At 71.9% G+C, this 19,817-nt stretch carries 23 protein-coding genes; 18 read left to right on the top strand and 5 right to left on the bottom strand.

Annotated elements, in window-relative coordinates; genetic code table 11:
• Window positions 1-53: 53 nt before the first annotated feature.
• Window positions 54-761: a GntR family transcriptional regulator gene (locus FYX01_RS07115; RefSeq protein ID WP_150238807.1), complete on the bottom strand. Its 708-nt coding sequence runs from the start codon at window positions 759-761 to the stop codon at window positions 54-56.
• 301 nt (window positions 762-1,062) lie between these two features.
• Here FYX01_RS07115 and FYX01_RS07110 point away from each other — a divergent pair, with 301 nt between their 5' ends.
• From FYX01_RS07110 to FYX01_RS07085, 6 genes are all read left to right on the top strand, one after another.
• Window positions 1,063-2,313 carry an NRAMP family divalent metal transporter gene (locus FYX01_RS07110; RefSeq protein ID WP_150238805.1) on the top strand — a complete coding sequence of 417 codons (1,251 nt, stop codon included), beginning with the start codon at window positions 1,063-1,065 and terminating at the stop codon, window positions 2,311-2,313.
• 71 nt (window positions 2,314-2,384) lie between these two features.
• Window positions 2,385-3,152 carry a LamB/YcsF family protein gene (locus FYX01_RS07105; RefSeq protein ID WP_150238804.1) on the top strand — a complete coding sequence of 256 codons (768 nt, stop codon included), beginning with the start codon at window positions 2,385-2,387 and terminating at the stop codon, window positions 3,150-3,152.
• 25 nt (window positions 3,153-3,177) lie between these two features.
• Window positions 3,178-3,795 (top strand): 5-oxoprolinase subunit B family protein, encoded by a 618-nt coding sequence (locus FYX01_RS07100; RefSeq protein ID WP_150238802.1) that lies wholly within the window; start codon window positions 3,178-3,180, stop codon window positions 3,793-3,795.
• Entirely contained in the window at window positions 3,792-4,664 is an 873-nt protein-coding gene (locus FYX01_RS07095; RefSeq protein ID WP_150238800.1) for a 5-oxoprolinase subunit C family protein, read from the top strand. Before FYX01_RS07100 ends, FYX01_RS07095 begins: the two co-directional genes overlap by 4 nt.
• 48 nt (window positions 4,665-4,712) lie before the next feature.
• Window positions 4,713-5,495, top strand: coding sequence for a putative hydro-lyase (locus tag FYX01_RS07090; protein ID WP_150238796.1), 783 nt, complete (start codon window positions 4,713-4,715; stop codon window positions 5,493-5,495).
• Window positions 5,496-5,570: 75 nt separating this feature from the next.
• A complete protein-coding gene (locus FYX01_RS07085) occupies window positions 5,571-6,065 on the top strand; it encodes a YciE/YciF ferroxidase family protein (RefSeq protein ID WP_150238794.1) in 495 nt (164 codons plus the stop codon).
• A gap of 120 nt (window positions 6,066-6,185) precedes the next feature.
• Here FYX01_RS07085 and FYX01_RS07080 read toward each other — a convergent pair whose 3' ends face one another.
• Both FYX01_RS07080 and FYX01_RS07075 read right to left on the bottom strand, forming a co-directional pair.
• Window positions 6,186-7,628 carry a vWA domain-containing protein gene (locus FYX01_RS07080; RefSeq protein ID WP_150238792.1) on the bottom strand — a complete coding sequence of 481 codons (1,443 nt, stop codon included), beginning with the start codon at window positions 7,626-7,628 and terminating at the stop codon, window positions 6,186-6,188.
• Between the two features lie 165 nt (window positions 7,629-7,793).
• Window positions 7,794-8,402: a hypothetical protein gene (locus FYX01_RS07075; protein WP_150238790.1), complete on the bottom strand. Its 609-nt coding sequence runs from the start codon at window positions 8,400-8,402 to the stop codon at window positions 7,794-7,796.
• 300 nt (window positions 8,403-8,702) lie between these two features.
• Between FYX01_RS07075 and FYX01_RS07070 the strand changes: the two genes are divergently transcribed.
• From FYX01_RS07070 to ectA, 9 genes are all read left to right on the top strand, one after another.
• On the top strand, window positions 8,703-9,017 hold the full coding sequence (locus tag FYX01_RS07070) for a hypothetical protein (protein ID WP_150238788.1): 315 nt from the start codon (window positions 8,703-8,705) through the stop codon (window positions 9,015-9,017).
• Window positions 9,018-9,159: 142 nt separating this feature from the next.
• Window positions 9,160-9,363, top strand: a complete 204-nt coding sequence (locus FYX01_RS07065; protein ID WP_150238786.1) for a hypothetical protein — start codon at window positions 9,160-9,162, stop codon at window positions 9,361-9,363.
• A gap of 50 nt (window positions 9,364-9,413) precedes the next feature.
• Window positions 9,414-10,682 carry a type III PLP-dependent enzyme gene (locus FYX01_RS07060; RefSeq protein WP_150238785.1) on the top strand — a complete coding sequence of 423 codons (1,269 nt, stop codon included), beginning with the start codon at window positions 9,414-9,416 and terminating at the stop codon, window positions 10,680-10,682.
• A complete protein-coding gene (locus tag FYX01_RS07055; RefSeq protein ID WP_223830344.1) occupies window positions 10,679-11,140 on the top strand; it encodes a holo-ACP synthase in 462 nt (153 codons plus the stop codon). Before FYX01_RS07060 ends, FYX01_RS07055 begins: the two co-directional genes overlap by 4 nt.
• Window positions 11,124-11,594 (top strand): 3-aminobutyryl-CoA ammonia lyase, encoded by a 471-nt coding sequence (locus tag FYX01_RS07050; protein WP_150238783.1) that lies wholly within the window; start codon window positions 11,124-11,126, stop codon window positions 11,592-11,594. Before FYX01_RS07055 ends, FYX01_RS07050 begins: the two co-directional genes overlap by 17 nt.
• Complete coding sequence (locus FYX01_RS07045; RefSeq protein WP_150238781.1) at window positions 11,591-13,108, top strand: class I adenylate-forming enzyme family protein; 1,518 nt, start codon at window positions 11,591-11,593, stop codon at window positions 13,106-13,108. The genes FYX01_RS07050 and FYX01_RS07045 overlap by 4 nt, the downstream gene beginning before the upstream one ends.
• A gap of 58 nt (window positions 13,109-13,166) precedes the next feature.
• Window positions 13,167-13,427, top strand: coding sequence for an acyl carrier protein (locus tag FYX01_RS07040; RefSeq protein WP_150238779.1), 261 nt, complete (start codon window positions 13,167-13,169; stop codon window positions 13,425-13,427).
• 42 nt (window positions 13,428-13,469) lie between these two features.
• The gene (locus tag FYX01_RS07035) at window positions 13,470-13,874 is read left to right on the top strand and encodes an ectoine synthase (protein WP_150238777.1); all 405 of its coding nucleotides are present in this window, start codon (window positions 13,470-13,472) and stop codon (window positions 13,872-13,874) included.
• A 73-nt stretch (window positions 13,875-13,947) separates the two neighbouring features.
• The gene (ectA, locus tag FYX01_RS07030) at window positions 13,948-14,472 is read left to right on the top strand and encodes a diaminobutyrate acetyltransferase (RefSeq protein ID WP_150238775.1); all 525 of its coding nucleotides are present in this window, start codon (window positions 13,948-13,950) and stop codon (window positions 14,470-14,472) included.
• 100 nt (window positions 14,473-14,572) lie between these two features.
• Here the strand turns inward: ectA and FYX01_RS07025 are convergent, their stop codons facing one another.
• The gene (locus FYX01_RS07025; RefSeq protein WP_150238773.1) at window positions 14,573-15,568 is read right to left on the bottom strand and encodes a GlxA family transcriptional regulator; all 996 of its coding nucleotides are present in this window, start codon (window positions 15,566-15,568) and stop codon (window positions 14,573-14,575) included.
• A 71-nt stretch (window positions 15,569-15,639) separates the two neighbouring features.
• Here FYX01_RS07025 and FYX01_RS07020 point away from each other — a divergent pair, with 71 nt between their 5' ends.
• From FYX01_RS07020 to FYX01_RS07010, 3 genes are all read left to right on the top strand, one after another.
• Window positions 15,640-16,962, top strand: coding sequence for an MFS transporter (locus FYX01_RS07020; protein ID WP_150238771.1), 1,323 nt, complete (start codon window positions 15,640-15,642; stop codon window positions 16,960-16,962).
• On the top strand, window positions 16,959-17,495 hold the full coding sequence (locus FYX01_RS07015) for a hypothetical protein (protein ID WP_223830343.1): 537 nt from the start codon (window positions 16,959-16,961) through the stop codon (window positions 17,493-17,495). Before FYX01_RS07020 ends, FYX01_RS07015 begins: the two co-directional genes overlap by 4 nt.
• 196 nt (window positions 17,496-17,691) lie before the next feature.
• Window positions 17,692-18,690 carry a helix-turn-helix transcriptional regulator gene (locus FYX01_RS07010; RefSeq protein WP_150238769.1) on the top strand — a complete coding sequence of 333 codons (999 nt, stop codon included), beginning with the start codon at window positions 17,692-17,694 and terminating at the stop codon, window positions 18,688-18,690.
• 132 nt (window positions 18,691-18,822) lie between these two features.
• Here the strand turns inward: FYX01_RS07010 and FYX01_RS07005 are convergent, their stop codons facing one another.
• Complete coding sequence (locus FYX01_RS07005; RefSeq protein ID WP_150238767.1) at window positions 18,823-19,788, bottom strand: arsenic resistance protein; 966 nt, start codon at window positions 19,786-19,788, stop codon at window positions 18,823-18,825.
• Between the last annotated feature and the right edge of the window lie 29 nt (window positions 19,789-19,817).

The raw sequence follows: 19,817 nt of genomic DNA, 5'->3' as shown, positions 1-19,817 counted from the left end.
CTCTCCGTTCCGGAGCGCAGAACGGGCGGGCCCGGCGGCGGCGCCCGCCGCGGTCAGGCCCGCTCCTCCATGGCGGTGAACGCGGTGACCAACTGGTCCTCGGAGGTGTCCAGGTAGGTCGCCAGCTCCTCCGCCGCGCGCCGCGGGTCGCCCGAGGCCAGCAGCATGTGGATCCGGCGGTTCCAGTCCAGGTACGGGGCGTGGAACTCCCGGGGCGCGTCCATCACGTGGAAGACCAACCGGGTCTCGGCCAGTACCTGGCTCATGAACTCGTTCAGCCGCGCGCTCTCCGAGAGTCCGGCGACGGCCTGGTGGAAGCGCATGTTGGCGGTACCCATCCGCCACCAGTCCTCCCGCTCCCGCGCGGCCTCGCCCTCGTCCACGGCCGCGCCCACCAGGCGCACCGCCTCCTCGGCGGGGGCCGTGGCCTCGCGCAGCGCGGGGAGTTCCAGGGTCCTGCGGGCCTTGAACAGGTCGCGGACGTCATCGCTGGTCGGAAGGCCGACGAACACGCCCCGGTGCATCTGGTGCACCAGCAGCCGCTCGCGCACCAGCAGCCGGAACGCCTCGCGCAGGGTGTTGCGGGAGACCCCGAGCTCCTCGCACAGGCGCTCCTCCGACAACCGCCGCCCCGGCGGGTACACCCCGTCGATGAGGGACTCGCGCAGCAGCTCCGCGACCCGTTCGGCCTGGGTCGGCATCGGGGGGAGGAGGCGCGTACGGCCGGTGGACCGGTCGGCGCGGGCGTCCGTGGCCGTCACAGGTTCTCCTTCGGTGCTGGCGTCGGTCGTTCCATTGTCGCCGACGCGCCGCACTCCTGGGGGAGCGGGGCGCCGGAGATACCGGGCCATCGGACCATCGGACCATCGTGGCAGAGCTCTCCGAAGGGGCCTCAGAGGCGGGTGAAACAGGTGGATCCCCTGCCACGCGGGTGACCTGGGATTTTTGCTGACCCACCCTTTACCCGGCTTGTTGAATTGAAGTATCGTTCAACAATCCAACGATGGCACGGCCGTCGGTCGTCGCGTCACCGCCCCCGTCCCGCACCCCCTGGAGAGCTCCATGGGCGACACGCCCCCCGCACCCCCGAAGGTGCGCCCCCGCCCCGGGCGGATCGTGCTGAGCAGCAGCCTGCTCGGCGCGATGTTCCTCATGGCGACCAGCGCCATCGGTCCCGGCTTCATCACCCAGACCACCACCTTCACCGCCCAGCTCGGCGCGACCTTCGCGTTCGCCATCCTGGTCTCGGTCCTGGTCGACATCGCCGTCCAGCTGAACATCTGGCGGATCATCGGGATCGCCGACATGCGCGCCCAGGACCTGGCCAACAAGGTCCTCCCCGGCGCGGGCTACCTGCTGGCCGCCCTGATCGTCTTCGGCGGCCTGGTCTTCAACGTCGGCAACCTCGCGGGCACGGGCCTCGGGCTGAACGCGATGCTCGGATTCGATCCCGAGCTCGGCGCCGTCCTCTCCGCGCTCCTCGCCGTCGTCATCCTCGGCGTCAAGAAGCTGGGCGTGGCCCTCGACCGCGTCCTGATCGTGCTCGGCCTGGCCATGATCTGCCTGACCGTGTACGTCGCCTTCGTGTCCCAGCCCCCGGTCGGCGACGCCCTGCGCCAGGCCGTCTGGCCCGAGCGGATGGGCACGGACGTCTTCCTCGCCACGGTCACCATCATCGGCGGCACGGTCGGCGGCTACATCACCTACGCGGGCGTGCACCGCCTCGTCGAGTCGGGCCGGGGCGGCCGCGGCAACCTCCGGGCCATCACGCAGACCTCCGTCACCGGCATCGTCGTCACCGGGGTCATGCGCGTGGTCCTGTTCCTGGCCATCCTCGGCGTCGTCGCCGGCGGAGCCGACATCCTGGCAGCCCCCAACCCCTCCGCGGAGGCCTTCCACCAGGCCGCGGGCGAGGCCGGGATGCGCCTGTTCGGCATGATCATGTGGGCCGCGGCGGTCAGCTCCGTCATCGGCGCCTCCTACACCTCGGTCTCCTTCGTCACGAGCTTCCACCCGTGGCTGGAGAAGCGCCGCGGCGTCCTGGTCACCGTGTTCATCGGCGTCTCGCTGGGGATCCTGCTGCTGTCCGGACAGGCCCCCAACACGCTGCTGATCCTGGCCGGCGCGCTGAACGGCGTGATCCTGCCGGTCGGCCTCGGCATCATGCTGTGGGTCGCGGCCCGCCGCTCCGGTGACCTGCTGGGCGGCTACCGATACCCGCGCTGGCTCATCGCCGTCGGCGTCGCCGCCTGGGCGCTCACCGCCTACATGGCGGCCAGTTCCCTGAGCGGCATCGTCGCCCTCTGGCAGTAGGAACCGGTCCGCGGTCCGGGCGGGGTAGGAACCCCCGTGAGGAACCAGAAGAAGAACGAGGAGCACCGACGTTGCGCATCGACCTCAACTCCGACCTCGGCGAGAGCTTCGGCCGCTGGGAGCTAGGCGACGACCAGGCCCTGCTGTCCATCGTCACCAGCGCCAACGTCGCCTGCGGATTCCACGCCGGTGACCCGTCCGTGCTGCGCCGCACCACAAGCGAGGCCGCGGCCAGGGGGGTGGCCGTCGGCGCGCACGTGAGCTACCGCGACCTCGCCGGGTTCGGCCGCCGCTTCGTCGACGTACCGCCCGCCGAGCTGACCGACGAGGTCGTCTACCAGCTCGGCGCCCTGTCCGCGTTCACCCGCCTGGCCGGGGACCGCGTCCGCTACGTCAAGCCGCACGGTGCGCTCTACAACACGATCGTGCACCACGAGGAGCAGGCCGCCGCGGTCGTCGCGGCCGTGAGGGCCTTCGACCCCCACCTGCCCGTGCTCGGGCTGCCCGGGTCCCGGTTCCTGCGCCTGGCGGAGGAGGCCGGACTGCCCACCCACCGCGAGGCGTTCGCCGACCGCGCCTACACCCCGGAGGGCGTACTGGTGCCGCGCCGCGAACCCGGCGCCGTGCTCCACGACCCGGAGGAGATCGCCGAACGCTGTCTGCGCATCGCCCACGGCGAGCCGGTCGAGGCGGTCGACGGCACCCGGATCCGCGTCGAGGCCGACTCCCTGTGCGTGCACGGCGACAGCCCCGGAGCCGTGGACATCGCCCGGGCCGTGGCCGCGAGGCTGCGCGCCGGGGGCGTCACCGTCGCACCGTTCACGGGGGAGAACGCGTGAACCCCGCCGGGAAGGAGGAGTCCTCGTGCGTTTCCTGAGGTGTGCCGACACCGGCGTGCTCGTGGAGGTCGCCGACCTGGCCGAGGTGATCGCGCTGCGTGCCGCACTGGAGGCGGATCCCGTCCCCGGCGTCACCGACGTCGTCCCGGCCGCCCGTACGCTGCTGCTGCGCATCGGGCCCGGTACCGACCCGGACGCGGTCGCCGGGGCCGTCTCCGGGCTGCGGCCGGCTCCCGGGGCCGGACCGGGCTCCGGCGAGACGGTCACCATCCCGGTGGCCTACGACGGGGAGGACCTGGACGACATCGCCGAGCTGACCGGCCTGACCAGGCGCGGTGTGGTCGAGGCGCACACCGGCGCCCTCTGGACCGTCGCGTTCTGCGGCTTCGCGCCCGGGTTCGGCTACATGGTCGGCGACGACCCGCGCCTGCACGTGCCCCGGCGCGGTGAGGCGCGCACCCGCGTGCCGGCCGGTTCGGTGGCGCTGGCCGGGGAGTTCACGGGTGTGTACCCGCGCAGCTCGCCCGGGGGCTGGCAGCTGCTCGGCCGTACCGACGCCCGGATCTGGGACCTGGACCGCGATCCGCCCGGCCTGCTCAGGCCCGGTGTCCGCGTGCGCTTCACCGAGGCGGAGGCCTCATGAGCGGCGACGCCCGGCGCAGCGCCCTGGAGGTCCTGGCCGCGGGGCCCATGACCACGGTCCAGGACACGGGCCGCTTCGGCCACGCCGACCTGGGCGTGGGCCGCTCCGGCGCCGCCGACGCCGACTCCCACGCCCTGGCCAACCGGCTGCTCGCCAACCCCCCGGACGCCGCCGCCCTGGAGACCACCCTGGGCGGGCTGCGCGTGCGCGCCCGCGGCCCGGTGACCGTCGCTGTCACCGGTGCCGAGGCGCCCCTGAGGGTGGAAGGGCGCGGCGCGGCCGCCAACACGGTGCTGCACCTGCCCGACGGAGCGGAGCTGACCATGGGGATGCCCGACCAGGGGCTGCGCTCCTACCTGGGCGTACGCGGCGGGGTGGACGTCCCGCCGGTCCTGGGCTCGCGCAGCACCGACGTCCTGGCCGGGCTGGGACCCGGCCTCCCCGTGCCCGGGGCGCTGCTCCCGGTCGGACCCGCGCCCGCGGCGCTGCCGAACGCGGACCACGCCCCCACCGCGCCTGTCGGCGGACCCGAGGCGGTCCTGCGGGTCGTCCTGGGGCCGCGCGACGGCTGGTTCACCGAGGCGGCCGTCGACACGCTGCTGTCGTGCGGGTACGAGGTGACCCCGCGCAGCGACAGGGTCGGCGCCCGCCTGTCCGGTCCCGGCCTGGAACGCGCCCGCACGGGTGAACTGCCCAGCGAGGGCATGGTCGCGGGATCGATCCAGGTCCCGCCGGGCGGCGAACCGGTGCTGTTCCTGGCCGACCACCCCGTGACCGGCGGCTACCCGGTGGTGGCCGTCGTGTGCTCGGCGGACCTGCCCGGGGCGGCCCAGGCGCGTCCGGGCACCCTGGTCCGCTTCACCCTCTGACCCCGCCAGACCCGACCGGACCCCACCAGGGACGAAGGACAGGAAACGATGACCTCTCCGGCCGACCTCTCCCCGGCCCGAGCCCGCGCGCTGTTCCGCGACGGGCTGCGGGTCCCCACCTCCGGATACAGCGCGGGATACGCGCAGGCCAACCTCATCGCCCTGCCCCGCGAGGCGGCCTTCGACCTTCTGCTGTTCGCCCAGCGCAACCCCAAGCCCTGCCCGGTCCTGGACGTCACCGAGCCGGGCGAGACCAGTGCCTCGGTCTTCGACGGCGACCTGCGCACGGACCTGCCCGCCTACCGGGTCTACCGCGACGGCGAACTGGTGGAGGAGCGCACCGACGTCACCGACCTGTGGCGGGACGACCTGGTGGCCTTCCTCATCGGGTGCAGCTTCACGTTCGAGGCACCGCTGCTGGAGGCCGGTGTGCCGGTCCGCCACATCGAGACGGGCGGCAACGTCGCCATGTACGCGACCAACCGGCGGTGCCGTCCGGCGGGCCGGTTCCACGGCCCGCTGGTGGTGTCCATGCGGCCGGTCCCCGCCGACCGGGTGGCCGACGCGGTGCGCGTCACCTCACGCTATCCGGCGGTCCACGGCGCGCCGGTACATGTGGGCGACCCCGCCGCGCTGGGCATCGAGGACCTGGGTCGGCCCGACTACGGCGACCCGGTGGAGGTGCGTCCCGGTGAGATCCCGGTCTTCTGGGCGTGCGGAGTCACCCCGCAGGCCGCCGTGGCCGCCTCCGCCCCCGAGCTCGCCATCGGCCACGCGCCCGGCCACATGGCCGTCACCGACGTGCGCGACGCCTCCTACCAGGTGCCCTGACGGGTTTGTGGCCAGGCCGCCGGGGTAGTCGCGGGACCGAGGACATGCCAGACCGCAACCTTAGGGGGACGCACAGTGGATGCCCGTGAGCAGTTCATCTCCTGGCTCAACGACGCCTACTCGATGGAGAAGTCTCTGGAGGAGACCCTGGAGCGCCACGCCAAGGACGCGGAGGGCGAGCCCGAGGTCCACGCGCGCATCACGCGCCACATCGATGAGACGCGTAGCCAGGCGGAGACGGTCCAGGGATGTATCGAGTCCATGGGCGGCAAGGTCTCGAAGGTCAAGAGCGCGTTGTCGGGGATGATGGGCGCCGCGCAGGGCATGTCGAACAAGCCCGCGAGTGACACGATGGTCAAGAACGCCATCTCCGACTACGCGGCCGAGCACTTCGAGATCGCCTCGTACCGTGCGCTGATCGAGTCCGCCCACGCGCTGGGCGAGGAGCAGATCGCCCTCAAACTGACCTCCATCCTGCACCAGGAGGAGGACATGGCCCGCTTCCTGGAGGAGAAGCTCCCGGAGGCGGTGCGCGGAGCGCTCTCCTCCGCCCAGTCCTCCCAGAGGTAACGGCACGGCGGTCGGGGGCCGGCCGCACCGTGTCCGAACGCCCCGGGAGGCCGCGCCTCCCGGGGCGTTCGTGTGCCGTGGCCCTTCCGACAGGACCGCGGCACGGTGTCCGGGCCCGGGTCAGGACCCCTGCGGGGGTTCGGTCCCCTGGTCGGGGGTGGGACGGCCCCTGTCCGTCTGCTCGCCCCGGACCACACCCCTTCGGCCCCGACCGCTCCGGTCGCCGTCCCGGGCCCCGTCCCCGCCGGTCCGCCTCTCCCCGGCCGGCGGGGTTACGGGTGACCGCTGACGGCCGCTCTTGCGTGAGTAGCCCGACTGGCTGGCGTACAGCGTCTTGGAGGTTCGGGCCGCGTCGTCGGTCCGCGCCATCCGCGCCATCCGCTCCAGTTCGGCGACCTGCTCGGCCACCTCCGGGGGCGGAGGCGCCGACGCGGCGGCCCCCCGCCCCGCCCCGGGAGCCGGGGGCCCCAGCAGGTCCCGGCGGGCCCGTTCCAACCTCTCGGCGGCGGTACCGCGATCGCCCCCGCGCAGGGCCTCGCTGGCCTCGCGCTTGGCGGTCTGCGCCCGTTGCAGGGCCTCCTCGGTGCGCACCTCCGGCCGGGGCACCCTTCCGGCGGCCTCGTCGCCCGGGACCACGTTGACCGCGACGGGCAGGGTCACGGTGTAGGTGGTCAGCGTCGCCGGGTCCACGTAGGTGGCTTCGAGGGTGGTGACGGCGGCGGTGCCCAGGGAGGACACGCCGGGTACCTCCAGGCGCAGAAGGAGGCGGCGCCTCTCCCCGGAGTGGAAGTCGCCCAGATCCACCACCACCGACCGGTCCGCCCGCTGATGGGAGGGCATCTCGCCCACCACGCTGATCGCGCGCAGGTGCGGGCCGACCGGGACCCGCAGCGACACGGCCTGGGCGGTCTTGGCCAACAGGTACTCGGCCTCCTGGGCGATGAGGCCGCCCGCGGTGTCGGGGTCCTCGGCGAACAGCGCGCTGCCCGCGCCGCCGTCGGCCACCGTCCCGAGCAGCTCCTCGTCGTAGCCCAGGCCGTATCCCAGGGTCGTGGTGGTGACCCCGTGCGCGTAGGCGTCGCCCGACACCTGCGCGAGCAGGCCGTGGTCGGTGACGCCCTGGTTGGCGTGCCCGTCCGAGATCAGCAGCAGGGTGGCGCCCCCGTCTGCGCTGGTGCGTCGGGCCTCCTGCACGCCGCGCAGCAACCCGCTGGAGAGGTCGGTGCCCCCGGAGGCGCGCAGGGCCGAGATCCGGCGGCGCGCCTCCGCCTTGTCGGCCAGCGGTCCGCTCGGCACCTCGACGCGGGCCTGCTGGTTGAAGGACACGAGTCCGAAGTTGTCCGAGGGCGCCAGCCGGTCCACCAGCGAGAGCAGGGCCCGGACCGCGCCGTCCAGGCGCCCGCCGCCCATGGAGCCGCTGCGGTCCAGCACGACCTGGAGGGTCGCGGGCGGGCGTTCTGCGTCCTCCTCGCGTTCGGGCGCGGTGACGTCGAGCAGGACGGACACGGCGTCGTCGGTGTCCAGGGGGACGGCGTCGAAGTCCAACAGTGCGGACAGGTGCATGCTGTCTCCGTGGGTTGTGGGGGCGGCCCTCCCGGGGGCGGCTTGGTCCCAGCTTAGGAAGCGGTACCGACACGTGGGAGGGGCACGCCTGGCCGGACGGGGACGCTCCCGCGCGGACCGCACGCGGGGCGTGCCCGGGGGGACACGGACCGGGGCCGCGGGGGCTCAGAACCCGCGCAGCCCCAGGCGGCGCAGCTCCAGGGAGGCCAGCGCGTGCACGGCCTCCCGGTCATCGGAGCGCCAGGCGCCCGCCGGGTCCTCGTGCGCACCGGCCAGTCTGGACGGGGACACCGACGACAGGGCGCGCAGGGCCAGCAGCCGGGACCGCGCCTCGGGCGTGAGCCCGCGCAGGCGTCGGGTGGAGGCGGCCTGGCGTACCCACCGCGCACGGGCGGGCAGCCACGTCGCGGCGAGCAGCAGCAGCGGGAGTGCGGCGGTGAGCAGCGGCAGGGCCAGCGCGAGCGAGGCCACCGACTCCTGGAGGGACGCGCCCGCCGCGGAGAGGGACTCGCCGGTCCCGCTCATGTTGGTGAACGGTGTGGACAGGGCCTCCCCGGCCAGGGGAACCTTCAGGGCCTGCTCGGCCGCGCTGTCCATGTGCTCGGTGAAGCCCTCGCCGGTGCTCGCCATCAGCTCGCCGGGACGGTTCAGGGCCAGGACGGTCTCGCGCAGCGACAGGGCCGCCCTGATCCACAGGTACACCCAGGCCAGGGCGAGCAGGTCGGCGGCGATCTGGAGGAACATCCGCACGGGGTTGTCGGCGTACAGTTTCACGGTGGCTCCGAAGGTCGGGGGACGGAAGGCGCGGGCCCTCGGGACCCACGGCTGCCGATTATCCGCTCCGAAGCCCCGGCACGCCGCGGGCCGTCCTCCCACAGCGGCTCGGGACCGCCCCCACCGTCGAAAGCGGCCCTCGGCCGTGTCGGCGGCATCCGGCCGGTGCCGGAACGAAAGCGTGGCCCCGGCCCTCTTTGAAAAAAGTGCTGTTACCTGCTAAAAAGATTTTCACCCTCCGCTGCGCTGCCCAGGGTTCCGTCCCAGTCAATGGGGCGATGTTCAAATCGAGGTCACGCCATGTACCTGGTCCAGCTCTCTTTCCTTCCCTCCGTGGGAGGTCGGGAGTTCCCCAGCGATGTCCGGGAAATGATCTACTCCAGCGCCCGTGCGGAGGACGGTCTCGAACACGTGAGTGTCAGTGAAAAGCCCGGTGCCGACCCCGTGATCGGGCTCTTCCTCCTTTCTCCGAACCTCGCCGGGGCCGAGTGCACAGCGGTTCTCCTGTGGGGGCGAGCCGCCGACCGGCACCCGGAACTCGCTGATCACCAGCTTTTCAAGGCGGAGGCGCCCCTCATCGGCGACGGTGGTGACTGGCCTGGGGAAGGGGTGTAGCCGTGCGTCTTCTGAGGCTCCCGAGGGGTGGACAAAAGGGGCCATGGACCGTTTAGGACACGGCTGGAACCTTCACTTCAATTCGGGGCTGTGCTCATAATGGACATCACAGGGGCAGCAGCAGAAAAGAAGGGAAAACCCAGTGTCCATTCGCGTAAACGCTCTTTATGTGGCCGCTTTCTCCGCATTCGCCATTGCCTTCTCGTTTTTTGTCGGACTTTCTCCCGCGTCGGCGGTGGACGGCGACGCGGAAACGCTCCGGGCCGCCTCCGCGGCCATCTCGGAGGACTCCGGCTGGCAGTCGGACGGCACCGACCTCCAGCCGGACGACTCGGGCTGGCAGTAGGGGCGGAAGCGGTCCGCCACATCCCACGAACGACCGACGGAAGGTGAAAGGTGCCCACCACCGAGTCCCCAGGACCCGACCACGTACAACTCGCAGAGGAGTTCGGAACCCCGCTCTTCGTCTACGACGCCCAGACCGTCGAACGCTCCTACACCGACCTCAGACGGGCGCTCCCCGAGGGCGTCGACATCATGTACTCCCTCAAGGCCAACCCGAACGTCAGCGTCTGCGCGCTGCTCGGCTCACTCGGGGCCGGCGCCGAGGTCAGCTCCCACGCCGAACTCGTCACCGCGCTGCGGGCCGGGATCGCACCCGAGGACGTCATCTTCCTCGGACCGGGAAAGTCACGCCAGGAACTGGAGGCGTGCCTGGACGCGGGGATCACCGCGCTGGTCTGCGAGTCCCTGGACGAGGTGGAACGCATCGACGCGCTGGTCGGACAGCGCGGCTCGGCGCCCTTCCCGGTGATGCTCAGGGTGAACCCGTCCTTCGCCGCCAAGGGACAGGGCCTGGCCATGGGCGGCAAACCCCGCCAGTTCGGGATCGACGAGGCGGTGGTACGCGACGCCAAACGCCGTCTGGGCGACCTCTCCGGCGTCCGGATCACGGGGATCCACGCCTACATGGGCACGAGGTTCCTCGACCACACCAGCGTCGTCCGCAACACCGAGCGCATCCTCGGCCTGGCCGAGTCCCTCGCCGCCGACCTGGGGATCGGCCTGGAGGTGGTGGACTTCGGCGGCGGTCTCGGCGTCGCCTACTTCGCGGGCGAGAACGATCCGGACATGGCGGCCCTGGGCCGGGGCATGCACGAGGCGGTCGCCGACTTCCGGGACCGCAACCCCCGCTGCCGCCTGATGATGGAGTCCGGCCGCTACCTGACCGCCGCGTCGGGTACCTACGTGGTGCGCGTACGCGAGGTCAAGGAGTCCATGGGCGAACTGTTCGCCGTGGCCGACGGGGGGACCAACCACCACATGGCCGCCGTGGGCGTCGGCAGCTTCGCCAAGCGGAACTTCCCCGTGCGCCGCCTCGGCCCGGTGGAGGTGCCCGCCACGCACGAGTACTCCGTCACCGGGCCACTGTGCACGCCCAACGACCTCATCGCCAAGAAGGTCGTCCTGCCCGAACTGCGCGCGGGCGACCTGCTCGGAGTCGGGCGCTCGGGTGCCTACGGGCCCACCGCCTCACCCGTGTTGTTCCTCAGCCACGGCTATCCCGCCGAGGTCATGGTCCACCGGGGCCGCGCCCACCTGGTGCGGCTCCCCGACACCACCGGGGACCTGCTGGGCAGGCAGCGCCTCGTCGACCTCCGGTGAGTACGTGTACCGGCTCCACCGCCCTGCGCGTCGGCGTCGACGTCCTGGACCGGCGCGAACTGGACCGGCTCACGCGCCGACCGTGGTTCCTGCGCTTCGGGTACGCGCCGGGCGAGGTGGAGGAGGCCGCCGGCATGGGCGCGCGGCGCCGGTCGGAGTTCCTGTCGGGGCGCTTCGCCGCCAAGGAGGCGGTCCTCAAGGCACTGGGACACGGACTGCTCCAGGGAGTGGCGCCGAGCGACATCTGGGTGGTCCGGGAGGAGGGAGGCGCGCCCCGGGTCGTCTTCCTCGGGGAGGCCGCGCGGATGGGCCTGCCCCCCGTGTCCCTGTCGATCTCGCACAAGGAGAACGTCGTCGTCGCCGTGGCCCTGTGCGTGCGTGGAAGCGGCGCACCGCGTCCCCCGGGGAGCGGACCGAACGACGAGAAGGAGGTAGGAGTACATGAGCACCACCACTGAACGGCCCGAGCTGCGGGAAGCGCCCACCGCCTCGGCGGACGGGGGCCGGGAGACCGGCGAGACCACGGCGTTCCTGCGGGTGCGCCTGAACGAGGCCGACGCCTACTACGGCGGGAACGTGGTGGAGGGCGCCCGCGTCCTGCGCCTGTTCGGCGACCTGGTCACCGAGATCACCGTCCGGGAGGACGGGGACGAGGGCCTGCTGGCCAGTTACTCGGACGTGCGCTTCACCGCTCCCGTCTCGCCCGGCGACTACCTGGAGGTCCGCGGCCGCCTCGTGCGCCGGACCCGGTTGCGCAGGGTCGTGGAGATGACCGCCCACAAGGTGATCGCCGCCGACTCCGGGACGCGTCCCAGCGCGGCACGCCTCCTCCCCGAACCCCGGCTCGTGTGCGCCGCGACGGCCACGACCGTGGTCCCCCACGAAGCAGTGAGAAAGAAGGAGTCCTCGTGAACACCGAGCCGCGACTACTGCACGACCTGCTCGACCGAGCGGCCGAGCGCGACCCGCACGCCCCCTTCCTGTCCTTCCGCGACCAGGCCGCCGGTCTCGGCGATCTCGCCGCCACCAGCACCCGCATCGCCCACCACCTGCGTGAACGCGGCGTGGGCCGTGCGGACCGGGTGGTCGTGCGGACCGGGGACCCGCTGGCGGCCGTCGCCGCGCTCTTCGCCGTCTCCCGCGTCGGCGGGGTGTTCAGCCTCCTGCACGAGAGCGTTCGCGACGGCGCCCTGTCCCACGTCCTCAAAGACTGCGAGCCCGCGGTCGTGGTCTGCGACACCGACGAGGCCGAGGACGAGGCCATGGCGAGGGGCGCCGACTTCCTGACCACGGACGACCTGCTCAGCGCGGCCGACGGGCCCGCTCCGGCCCACGCGCCCATCGGCTCCGGCCACGACCGTGCGCTGGAGGTGGACCCGGTGTGCATGATCTACACCTCCGGCACCACCTCCCGGCCCAAGGCCGTGGTGAGCACGCACCAGCAGGTGCTGTTCTCCGCCCGGGCCATTCAGCGGCGCCTGGCCTACCGGTCCGACGACACGGTGTACTGCCCGCTGCCGGTCTCCTTCGACTACGGGCTCTACCAGGTCTACCTGGTGCTGCTGGCCGGTGCGCGGATGCGTTTCGGCACGGCCGCCGAGTCCGGGCCGCCGCTGCTGCGCAGCCTGGTCGAGAGCGGCGCGACCGTCCTGGCCGGTGTGCCCGCCGTCTCCGACCGGCTGGCGTGGCTGTCGGCCCGGACCGAGCACAGGCCCACCTCCCTGCGCCTGCTCACCAACACCGGCGCCGCGCTCTCGGAGAAGACCGTCGCCTCGCTGAGGAGCTCTCTTCCCGGGCTGCGGGTGCAGGTGATGTACGGCCTGACCGAGTGCAAGCGGGCCACCATCATGCCGCCGGACGGCGACCTGGACCATCCGGGCTCGTGCGGCCTGCCGCTGGACGGGACCGAGGTCTTCGTCACCGGTCCCGACGGTGAGCGGCTCCCGCCCGGCGAGACCGGCCAGATCGTGGTACGCGGCCCCAACGTCATGGCCGGCTACTGGAGGCGCGAGGAGCTGACGGCCGAGCGCTTCCACCGCAGGGACGGGCTCTTCCCGGAGCTGCGGACGGGCGACTACGGATGGCAGGACGAGGACGGCTACCTGTACTTCGACGGCCGTAGGGACGACATCTACAAGGAGCGCGGCTTCCGGGTCAGCGCGACCGAGGTCGAGGCGGCCGCCCACCGGGTCGACGGCGTGACCTCCGCGATCGTCCTCCCGCCGGAGGGCCGGCGCCCCGCCCAGCTCGCGGTCATCGCCGCCATCCCCAGGGAGGAGGTCCTGCTGAGGATGCGCGCGGAGATCGAGGAGTACAAGATCCCCCGGGTCTGCACCCGGTTCGAGGACCTGCCCACCAACGGCAACGGCAAGGTCGACCGCAAGCGGCTCGCCCGGCTGATCTCGGCCGGAAGGGGCCGCGACTGAGCGACGACCGCGCACGAGCCGAAGACGACACCCGCATCACCACAGCAAGGAGACGAACATGCAGCGCAACGACGTGACCAAGGCTCTCGAAACGGCCCTCTCGGAGGCCCTGGAGCGAGAGGTCGCCGACCTGGACGGCGGCGTCCGCCTCTTCGACGACCTGCACCTGGACTCCACCTCGATGCTGGAGGTCCTCATGGGCCTGGAGGAGTCCATCGGACTGGAGGTGGCCCCGGAGGACCTGGAGATCGAGGTGTTCGACTCCGTGGACACCCTCACCGACTTCGTCCTGGCCTCCACCCGGCCCGCCGCGGTCTGAGCACGACGCCCCCACCGAATCCCCACCCCCAGAGAGGCCGCCATGCTGATCCGTTCCTTCGCGGAGATCGAGGACACCGAACGCCACGTCAAGGGTGCCAAGGGCACCTGGGAGAGCAAGCGGATCGTGCTCGCCAGGGAGGACGTCGGGTTCTCCCTGCACGAGACCACCGTCTACGCGGGCACCGAGACGTCCCTGTGGTACGCCAACCACTACGAGGCCGTCCTGTGCGTCGAGGGCGAGATGGAGCTGACCAACGACGAGACCGGTGAGAAGCACTGGATCACCCCCGGGGTCATGTACCTGCTCGACGGACACGAGCGGCACACCCTGCGCCCGACCAGGGACTCCCGTTTCGTCTGTGTGTTCAACCCCCCGGTCACCGGCCGCGAGGACCACGACGAGAACGGCGCCTACCCCCTCCTGACCGACACGGCGGACGCCTGACGCCGCCCCCGTCCACCGCCCACGGCCCCGCGGGCGACGACCTAGACACGACCACCATGACCAAGGAGTCACGATGACCGTCACGATGGAAGACCGGTCCCCCGTCCCCGCGCGCGACCGGGTCGTCTTCCGCAGGCCCGAGCCCTCCGACGCCCACGCCGTCCGGGAGATGGTGGACGCCTCCGAGGAACTCGACAACAACAGCGAGTACTACTACATGATCTGGTTCCGCGACTTCGCGCGGACCTCGATGGTGGCCGACCTCGACGGCGAGGTCATCGGCTTCCTCAGCGGCTACCGCCGTCCCGACCGGCCCGACACCTACTTCGTCTGGCAGGAGGCGGTCACACCCAGGCACGGCATCCCCTTCCTCGGGGTGAAGCTCTTCGACCACGCCGTGGAACAGGAGCTCCTGGCCGGCGCCAGGTACGTGGAGGCGACCGTCTCCGAGGCCAACACGCCGATCGTGATGGTGCTCAAGCGGTTCGCCAAGCGGTGGGGCGCCGACATCGACAGGAGCGTGCTCTTCACCAGCGCGGACTTCGGCGGCGGCCACCACGAGGAGACCCTGTACCGGATCGGTCCGGTCGCGCCCTGACACGGTGGCCGCGTAACCGGTGAACAGCGCACCGGGACGGTGGGAGGACCCACCGCCCCGGTGCTCGTGTGCGTGGGGTCCGCGCACGGCGCCGGCGTGGTCAGGCCGCGTGCGACGTGCCCCGGAAGGTGCGCCGGTAGGCGCTGGGCGACACGCCGAGCTCGGCGTGCATGTGCTGGCGCAGGGACGCCGCCGTGCCGAAACCCGCCTCGTGCGCGATCCGGTCCACCGGCAGGTCCGACTCCTCCAGCAGTTGCCGGGCCCGGTCCAGGCGCTGTTGGGCGACCCACTGCCCGGGCGAGAGCCCCACCTCGTCGCGGAAGCGGCGGGTGAAGGTGCGCACGCTCATGGACTCCTGGCGGGCCATCTCCCGCAGGTTCGGCTGGAGGTGGAGGTGGTCCAGGGCCCAGGAGCGCGCGCGGCCGGTCGCGGCCCGTTCCGGTGCGGGCACGGGGTGGCGGATGTACTGGGCCTGGCCGCCGTCCCGGTGGGGCGGCACGACGGTGCTGCGCGCCACCTCGTTGGCCACGGCGGCGCCGTGGTCGACACGGATCATGTGCAGGCTCAGGTCGATGCCGGAGGCGACCCCGGCGGCGGTCAGCACGCGCCCGTTGTCGGTGTACAGCACGTTCGGGTCCAGGTCGATGCCGGGGTACATGGCGCGGAAGAAGCCCGCCGACTTCCAGTGGGTGGTCACACGGCACCCGGCCAGCAGCCCCGCGGCGGCGAGCACGAACGCCCCGGTGCAGATGGAGGCCACGCGCGCGTCCGGCCGGATGCGGGCGACGGCCGCGGCCAGGGCCGGGGCGAGGGGGTCGTGCGGGCGTTCGACGTAGTCCTCGTCGGCGGCGGGCAGGATCACCGTCCGGGCCTCGCGGAGCACCTCCGGGCCGTGGGCGACGTTGACGGTGAAGTCGGTGTCGGTCCTGATCTCACCGGGCTCCAGGGCACAGGTGAGGACCTCGTAGAGCAGTTCTCCTTCACTGTCGCGGGCCTGGCCGAAGAGGCGGTGGACGATGCCCGCCTCGATGGGCAGCACGCCGTGCCGGACGAGTACGGCCACGCTGTGGCGTTCGGGGTGGGTGAAAACGCTCATGGCCCGATTCTTGCGCATGTTGGCTTTCAGGACACTGTCGGGGGCGGGGGTCCCCGAAGGACTCTGGAGGCATGGTTGAGGACACCGCTTCCGCACGGAAGCCAGCACACACCCCGTTCCACCGCGCGTGGCTGATCGCCCTGGTCGCGTGCCTGACCATCGTGGCCGCGGCGGCCTTCGCCGCGATGCCCGGACTGCTGACCGACCCCCTGCACACCGAGTACTCGTGGTCCCGCGGGACGATCGGTGTGGCGGCCTCGGTCAACATGATCGTCTACGGCCTGATCGCCCCGTTCGCCGCCGCCCTGATGGACCGGTTCGGTATCCGCCGCATCGCCCTGGTGGCACTGGCGACCATCGTCGTGGGCGCCGGACTGACCACCCTCATGACCGCCGCCTGGCAGCTGACCCTGTACTGGGGACTGCTCATCGGCGCGGGTACCGGATCGCTGGCGATGACGTTCGCCGCCACCGTCACCAACAACTGGTTCGTCGAGCGCCGCGGGCTGGTCATCGGGACCCTGACCGGGGCCAGCGCCTTCGGGCAGCTGGTGTTCCTGCCCGCGCTGGCGTGGATCATCGACCACCAGGGATGGCGGCCGGCCATCGTGACCCTGGCGCTGACCGCGGGCGTGATGATCGTCCTCATCGCCTTCGTGCTGCGGGACCACCCGGCCGACCTGGGCCAGCGGCCCTACGGGGCGACGGCCTTCGTGGAGAAGCCCAAGACGGACCAGGGCGCGGCGCGCCGGACCCTGAGGGTCCTGTACTCCTCGGTCAACAGCCGTCAGTTCTGGCTCCTGGGCGGGACGTTCGCGGTGTGCGGGGCGACCACCAACGGCATCCTGTGGACCCACTTCGTGCCCGCCGCACAGGACCAGGGGATGGCCGTCACCGTCGCCGCCGCGCTGGTGTCGACGGTCGGTGTGTTCTCCCTCGTGGGAACGGTCCTGTCGGGATGGCTCACCGACCGGATGGACCCGCGTGTGCTCCTGGTCGTCTACTACGTGAGCCGGGGCGCCCTCCTGGCCATGCTGCCCGCGCTGCTGGGCCCCGACGCGGGGGCGGCGATGATGGCCTTCGTCGTGGTGTTCGGCCTGCTCGACGTCGCCACGGTTCCGCCGACCATCATGCTGTGCCACCGGGTCTTCGGCGCGGACGGCGCCATCGTCTTCGGCTGGGTCAACGCCGTCCACCAGGTCGGCGCGGGGACCATGGCGGTCTTCGGCGGCTTCACCCGTGACGTGACCGGCGGCTACGGGCCGGTGTGGCTGCTCGCGGCCGCCCTGTGCGGTGTGGCCGCGGTGCTCGCCCTCCAGATCGGCCGCGGCGGCGGGAGCGGCGCGGAGAAGCCCGCCGAGGAGAGTCATGAGGACGAGGGAGCGAGGGCATGAGCACTCCGAGGACGCTCGGCACCGGCACCGGCACCGGCACCGGCACCACCGGAGGCGTTGCCACCGGCCACGCCGGCGGACACGACACGCGGAGGAGCCGCCGACGTCCGTCCCCGCAGTTCTCCGTCGTCGTCGTGGTCCTCGCCGCACTGGTGGCCCACGTGGGTTTCGCCGGACTGGAGCAGGGGCTGCGCGCGGCGCGCGGCGAGGGCACTCCGGGAGTGTTCAACGTGAGCAGTATCACGTGCGTCCAGCATCCGGGGCACGAGTCGTGCACCTGCAACGGTTCCTTCGCCGAGGCCGGGGGAGGGGAGCCGCGAGCGGTGTACCTGCACGCGGCCGGGCGTGACACCTGCGAGGAGGGAGCGCGGATCCCGGCCGTGGACGCCGGGGCGTCCAACCGCGTCTACGGGCCGGACGGCTCCCGGGAGTGGCTCCTGTCGTCGTTCGTCCTCGCGGCGTGCCTGGCCGTGGTCGGCGGCGTCGCGGTGAACTGGGTGCGCTATCTGCGGAGAACGGGAAGGACCAGGTAATTTCCCGTGGGTAATGTGTTTCGGCAGCTCTTTCTTCCTCGTGAACCACTCGGTAAGTGTTAATCGGTAACAAAGTACATAAATTGGTACATTTGTGTTCTAAATGTACAAGGATTCCTTTCTCGTGATATAAGAACACTGGTTCTGGCAACGGCCGTCGGCGGTGCCGTGGCGGCGTTCACGAGGATGGTAAACGGTGTTGAACGGTCTTGGCATCGACCCTGTGGCCGAGTCGGTCTACCGGCGCATGCTGTCCCACCCCGACGACGGGGTCGCGGAACTCGCGGCCGGGCTGGACGTTCCCGAGAACCGCGTCCGTGAAGCCCTGGACCTGCTGAACGAAATGGCGCTGGTCCGCTCGTCGAGCCGTGCCGGAGGGCGGTTGCACGCCGTCAACCCGCAGTTGGGAATGGAGATCCTGCTTTCGCATCAACAGGCCGATCTGGCCCGGCGGCAGCAGCGCCTGGAGGAGAGCAGGGCGGTGGCGGTCGAGCTGATCGCCGAGTTCTCCGAGGCCGGGAACGCGGTACCCGATGATTCGGGGCTGACGGTGATCTGGGGACTGGAACAGATCCGGGACAACCTGCGCATGATCAACGAGCAGGTGCGGGAGGAGTTCCTGACCTTCGCCCCCGGCGGGTCGCAGACCGCCGAGAACATGGAGGCGGGCCAGCCCCTGAACCGCAGGCTCCTGGAGCGGGGAGTACGGATGCGGACCGTGTACCTGGACAGCCTGACCAACGACCCCGACAGCGTCGCCCACGCCAAACACCTCGTGGAGCTCGGGGCGCAGGTGCGCACCGCGCCGACTCTGCCCACGCGGATGATCGTCTGTGACCGCAGTATCGCGGTCGTCGCCGCGGACAACGAGGACACGGGCAAGGGCGCGGTCCTGATCAGGGCGCCCGGACTGGTGACGGCGCTGTGCACGCTCTTCGACGCGGTGTGGCGCGAGGCCCGGGAGTTGGCGCCCACGCAGAGCAAGGACCCCGACGGCGACATGACCCCCCAGCAGGCCGAGGCGCTGCGTCTGCTCGCCGAGGGGCACACGGACGAGGTGATCGCCCGCAGGCTGGGGGTCTCGCCCCGCACGGCCCGCAGGTTCGCGTCGGAGATCATGGTGAGACTGGGCGCGAGGAGCCGTTTCCAGGCGGGCGTCAACGCCGTACGCCAGGACCGCCTGCCCACCGAGTGAGGAGCCCCTCCCGGCGCTCCCGCCGTGCCCGGTGGTCCGGCCTGGCGGACCCGGCCGTGAGGAGCAGGCCGGTGACCCGGACGCGGCCACGGTCAGAGGTCGGGACGCGCGGCACCGCGCGGGGAACGCGGGTCAGGGCGGGGAGGAGGCCTTCGGGCGCGCCCGCACCACCTGGCTGAGCAGGGCCAGCACCGGGAGTTCCAGGAGCGGACCGGCCACCAGGGCCACCGCGATGAGCGGCCGGCCGGGGAAGGCCGCCACGGCGATCGCCAGGGCGATCGGGGAGTTGCGGGCCACCGTCGTCATCGTCAGGGTGACCCGTTGGTCGGCGGGCAGCCGCAGCAGCCGGGCGGCGAGCACCGCCACCAGCGGTGCGACCGTGAAGAACACCGCCAGGGGCGGCAGCAGCGCCACCAGGTCGCCCAGGTGGGCGAGCACCGTGCGCGCCTGCCAGGCGAACATGGCCAGCACCGCCGCGTACAGCAGCGGCAGCACCGCGCCGGAGGCCCACGGGACCAGGACCGCGTCGCGCCAGGCGTCGCCCCTCCACCGGCGGGCCGCCTCCCTGAGGAGCACCGCCAACACCAGCGGTACCACCAGAACCAGGAGCACCGCCTCCACCAGGGTTCCGGTGTCCACCCTCGCCGCCTCGCCGCCGAGCAGCAGCACGTACACCGGCAACAGCAGTAGCTGAAGCACCAGGTTCACCGGCAGCACCGCGGCCGCCACACCCATGTGCCCCCGAGCCAACCCGGTGAACACCAGGTACCAGTCCGTACACGGTGTGACCAGCAGCAACAGCAGGCCGATCCGCAGGTCGGGAAAGCCGCCCAGGAGCCCGGCGCCCAGGGCCCAGGCCACCAGCGGGGTGAACACGAAGTTGAGTACGAGGCTGGCGGCGACCACCGTGCGCGCGGACCTGGCCCGGCGGACCTGACCGGCGTCGACCTGCGCGAACACCGCCGTCAGCATCAGCATCAGGGCGGGGAGCACGAGGTGGCCCGCCGCCCCGCCGACCGGCCACAGCAGGCCGACGCCCAGTCCGACGAGGGCGGCCAGCGCCACGAACACGCTCTGGAACTTCTCCGACGTGGACACGGGCTGCTTCCTGGGTCGTGGTGTGGGAC

Source organism: Nocardiopsis quinghaiensis (assembly GCF_008638365.1).
In the GTDB taxonomy this organism is placed as follows: Bacteria; Actinomycetota; Actinomycetes; order Streptosporangiales; family Streptosporangiaceae; genus Nocardiopsis; species Nocardiopsis quinghaiensis.
This window is presented reverse-complemented; position numbering and strand designations above follow the sequence as displayed.

Coding starts and splice junctions, on each gene's coding strand:
- FYX01_RS07035 (WP_150238777.1), top strand. CDS start 13,470: ATGCTGATCCGTTCCTTCGCGGAGATCGAGGACACCGAACGCCACGTC.
- FYX01_RS07095 (WP_150238800.1), top strand. CDS start 3,792: ATGAGCGGCGACGCCCGGCGCAGCGCCCTGGAGGTCCTGGCCGCGGGG.
- FYX01_RS07015 (WP_223830343.1), top strand. CDS start 16,959: ATGAGCACTCCGAGGACGCTCGGCACCGGCACCGGCACCGGCACCGGC.
- ectA (WP_150238775.1), top strand. CDS start 13,948: ATGACCGTCACGATGGAAGACCGGTCCCCCGTCCCCGCGCGCGACCGG.
- FYX01_RS07050 (WP_150238783.1), top strand. CDS start 11,124: ATGAGCACCACCACTGAACGGCCCGAGCTGCGGGAAGCGCCCACCGCC.
- FYX01_RS07070 (WP_150238788.1), top strand. CDS start 8,703: ATGTACCTGGTCCAGCTCTCTTTCCTTCCCTCCGTGGGAGGTCGGGAG.
- FYX01_RS07025 (WP_150238773.1), bottom strand. CDS start 15,568: ATGAGCGTTTTCACCCACCCCGAACGCCACAGCGTGGCCGTACTCGTC.
- FYX01_RS07090 (WP_150238796.1), top strand. CDS start 4,713: ATGACCTCTCCGGCCGACCTCTCCCCGGCCCGAGCCCGCGCGCTGTTC.
- FYX01_RS07040 (WP_150238779.1), top strand. CDS start 13,167: ATGCAGCGCAACGACGTGACCAAGGCTCTCGAAACGGCCCTCTCGGAG.
- FYX01_RS07110 (WP_150238805.1), top strand. CDS start 1,063: ATGGGCGACACGCCCCCCGCACCCCCGAAGGTGCGCCCCCGCCCCGGG.
- FYX01_RS07020 (WP_150238771.1), top strand. CDS start 15,640: ATGGTTGAGGACACCGCTTCCGCACGGAAGCCAGCACACACCCCGTTC.
- FYX01_RS07080 (WP_150238792.1), bottom strand. CDS start 7,628: ATGCACCTGTCCGCACTGTTGGACTTCGACGCCGTCCCCCTGGACACC.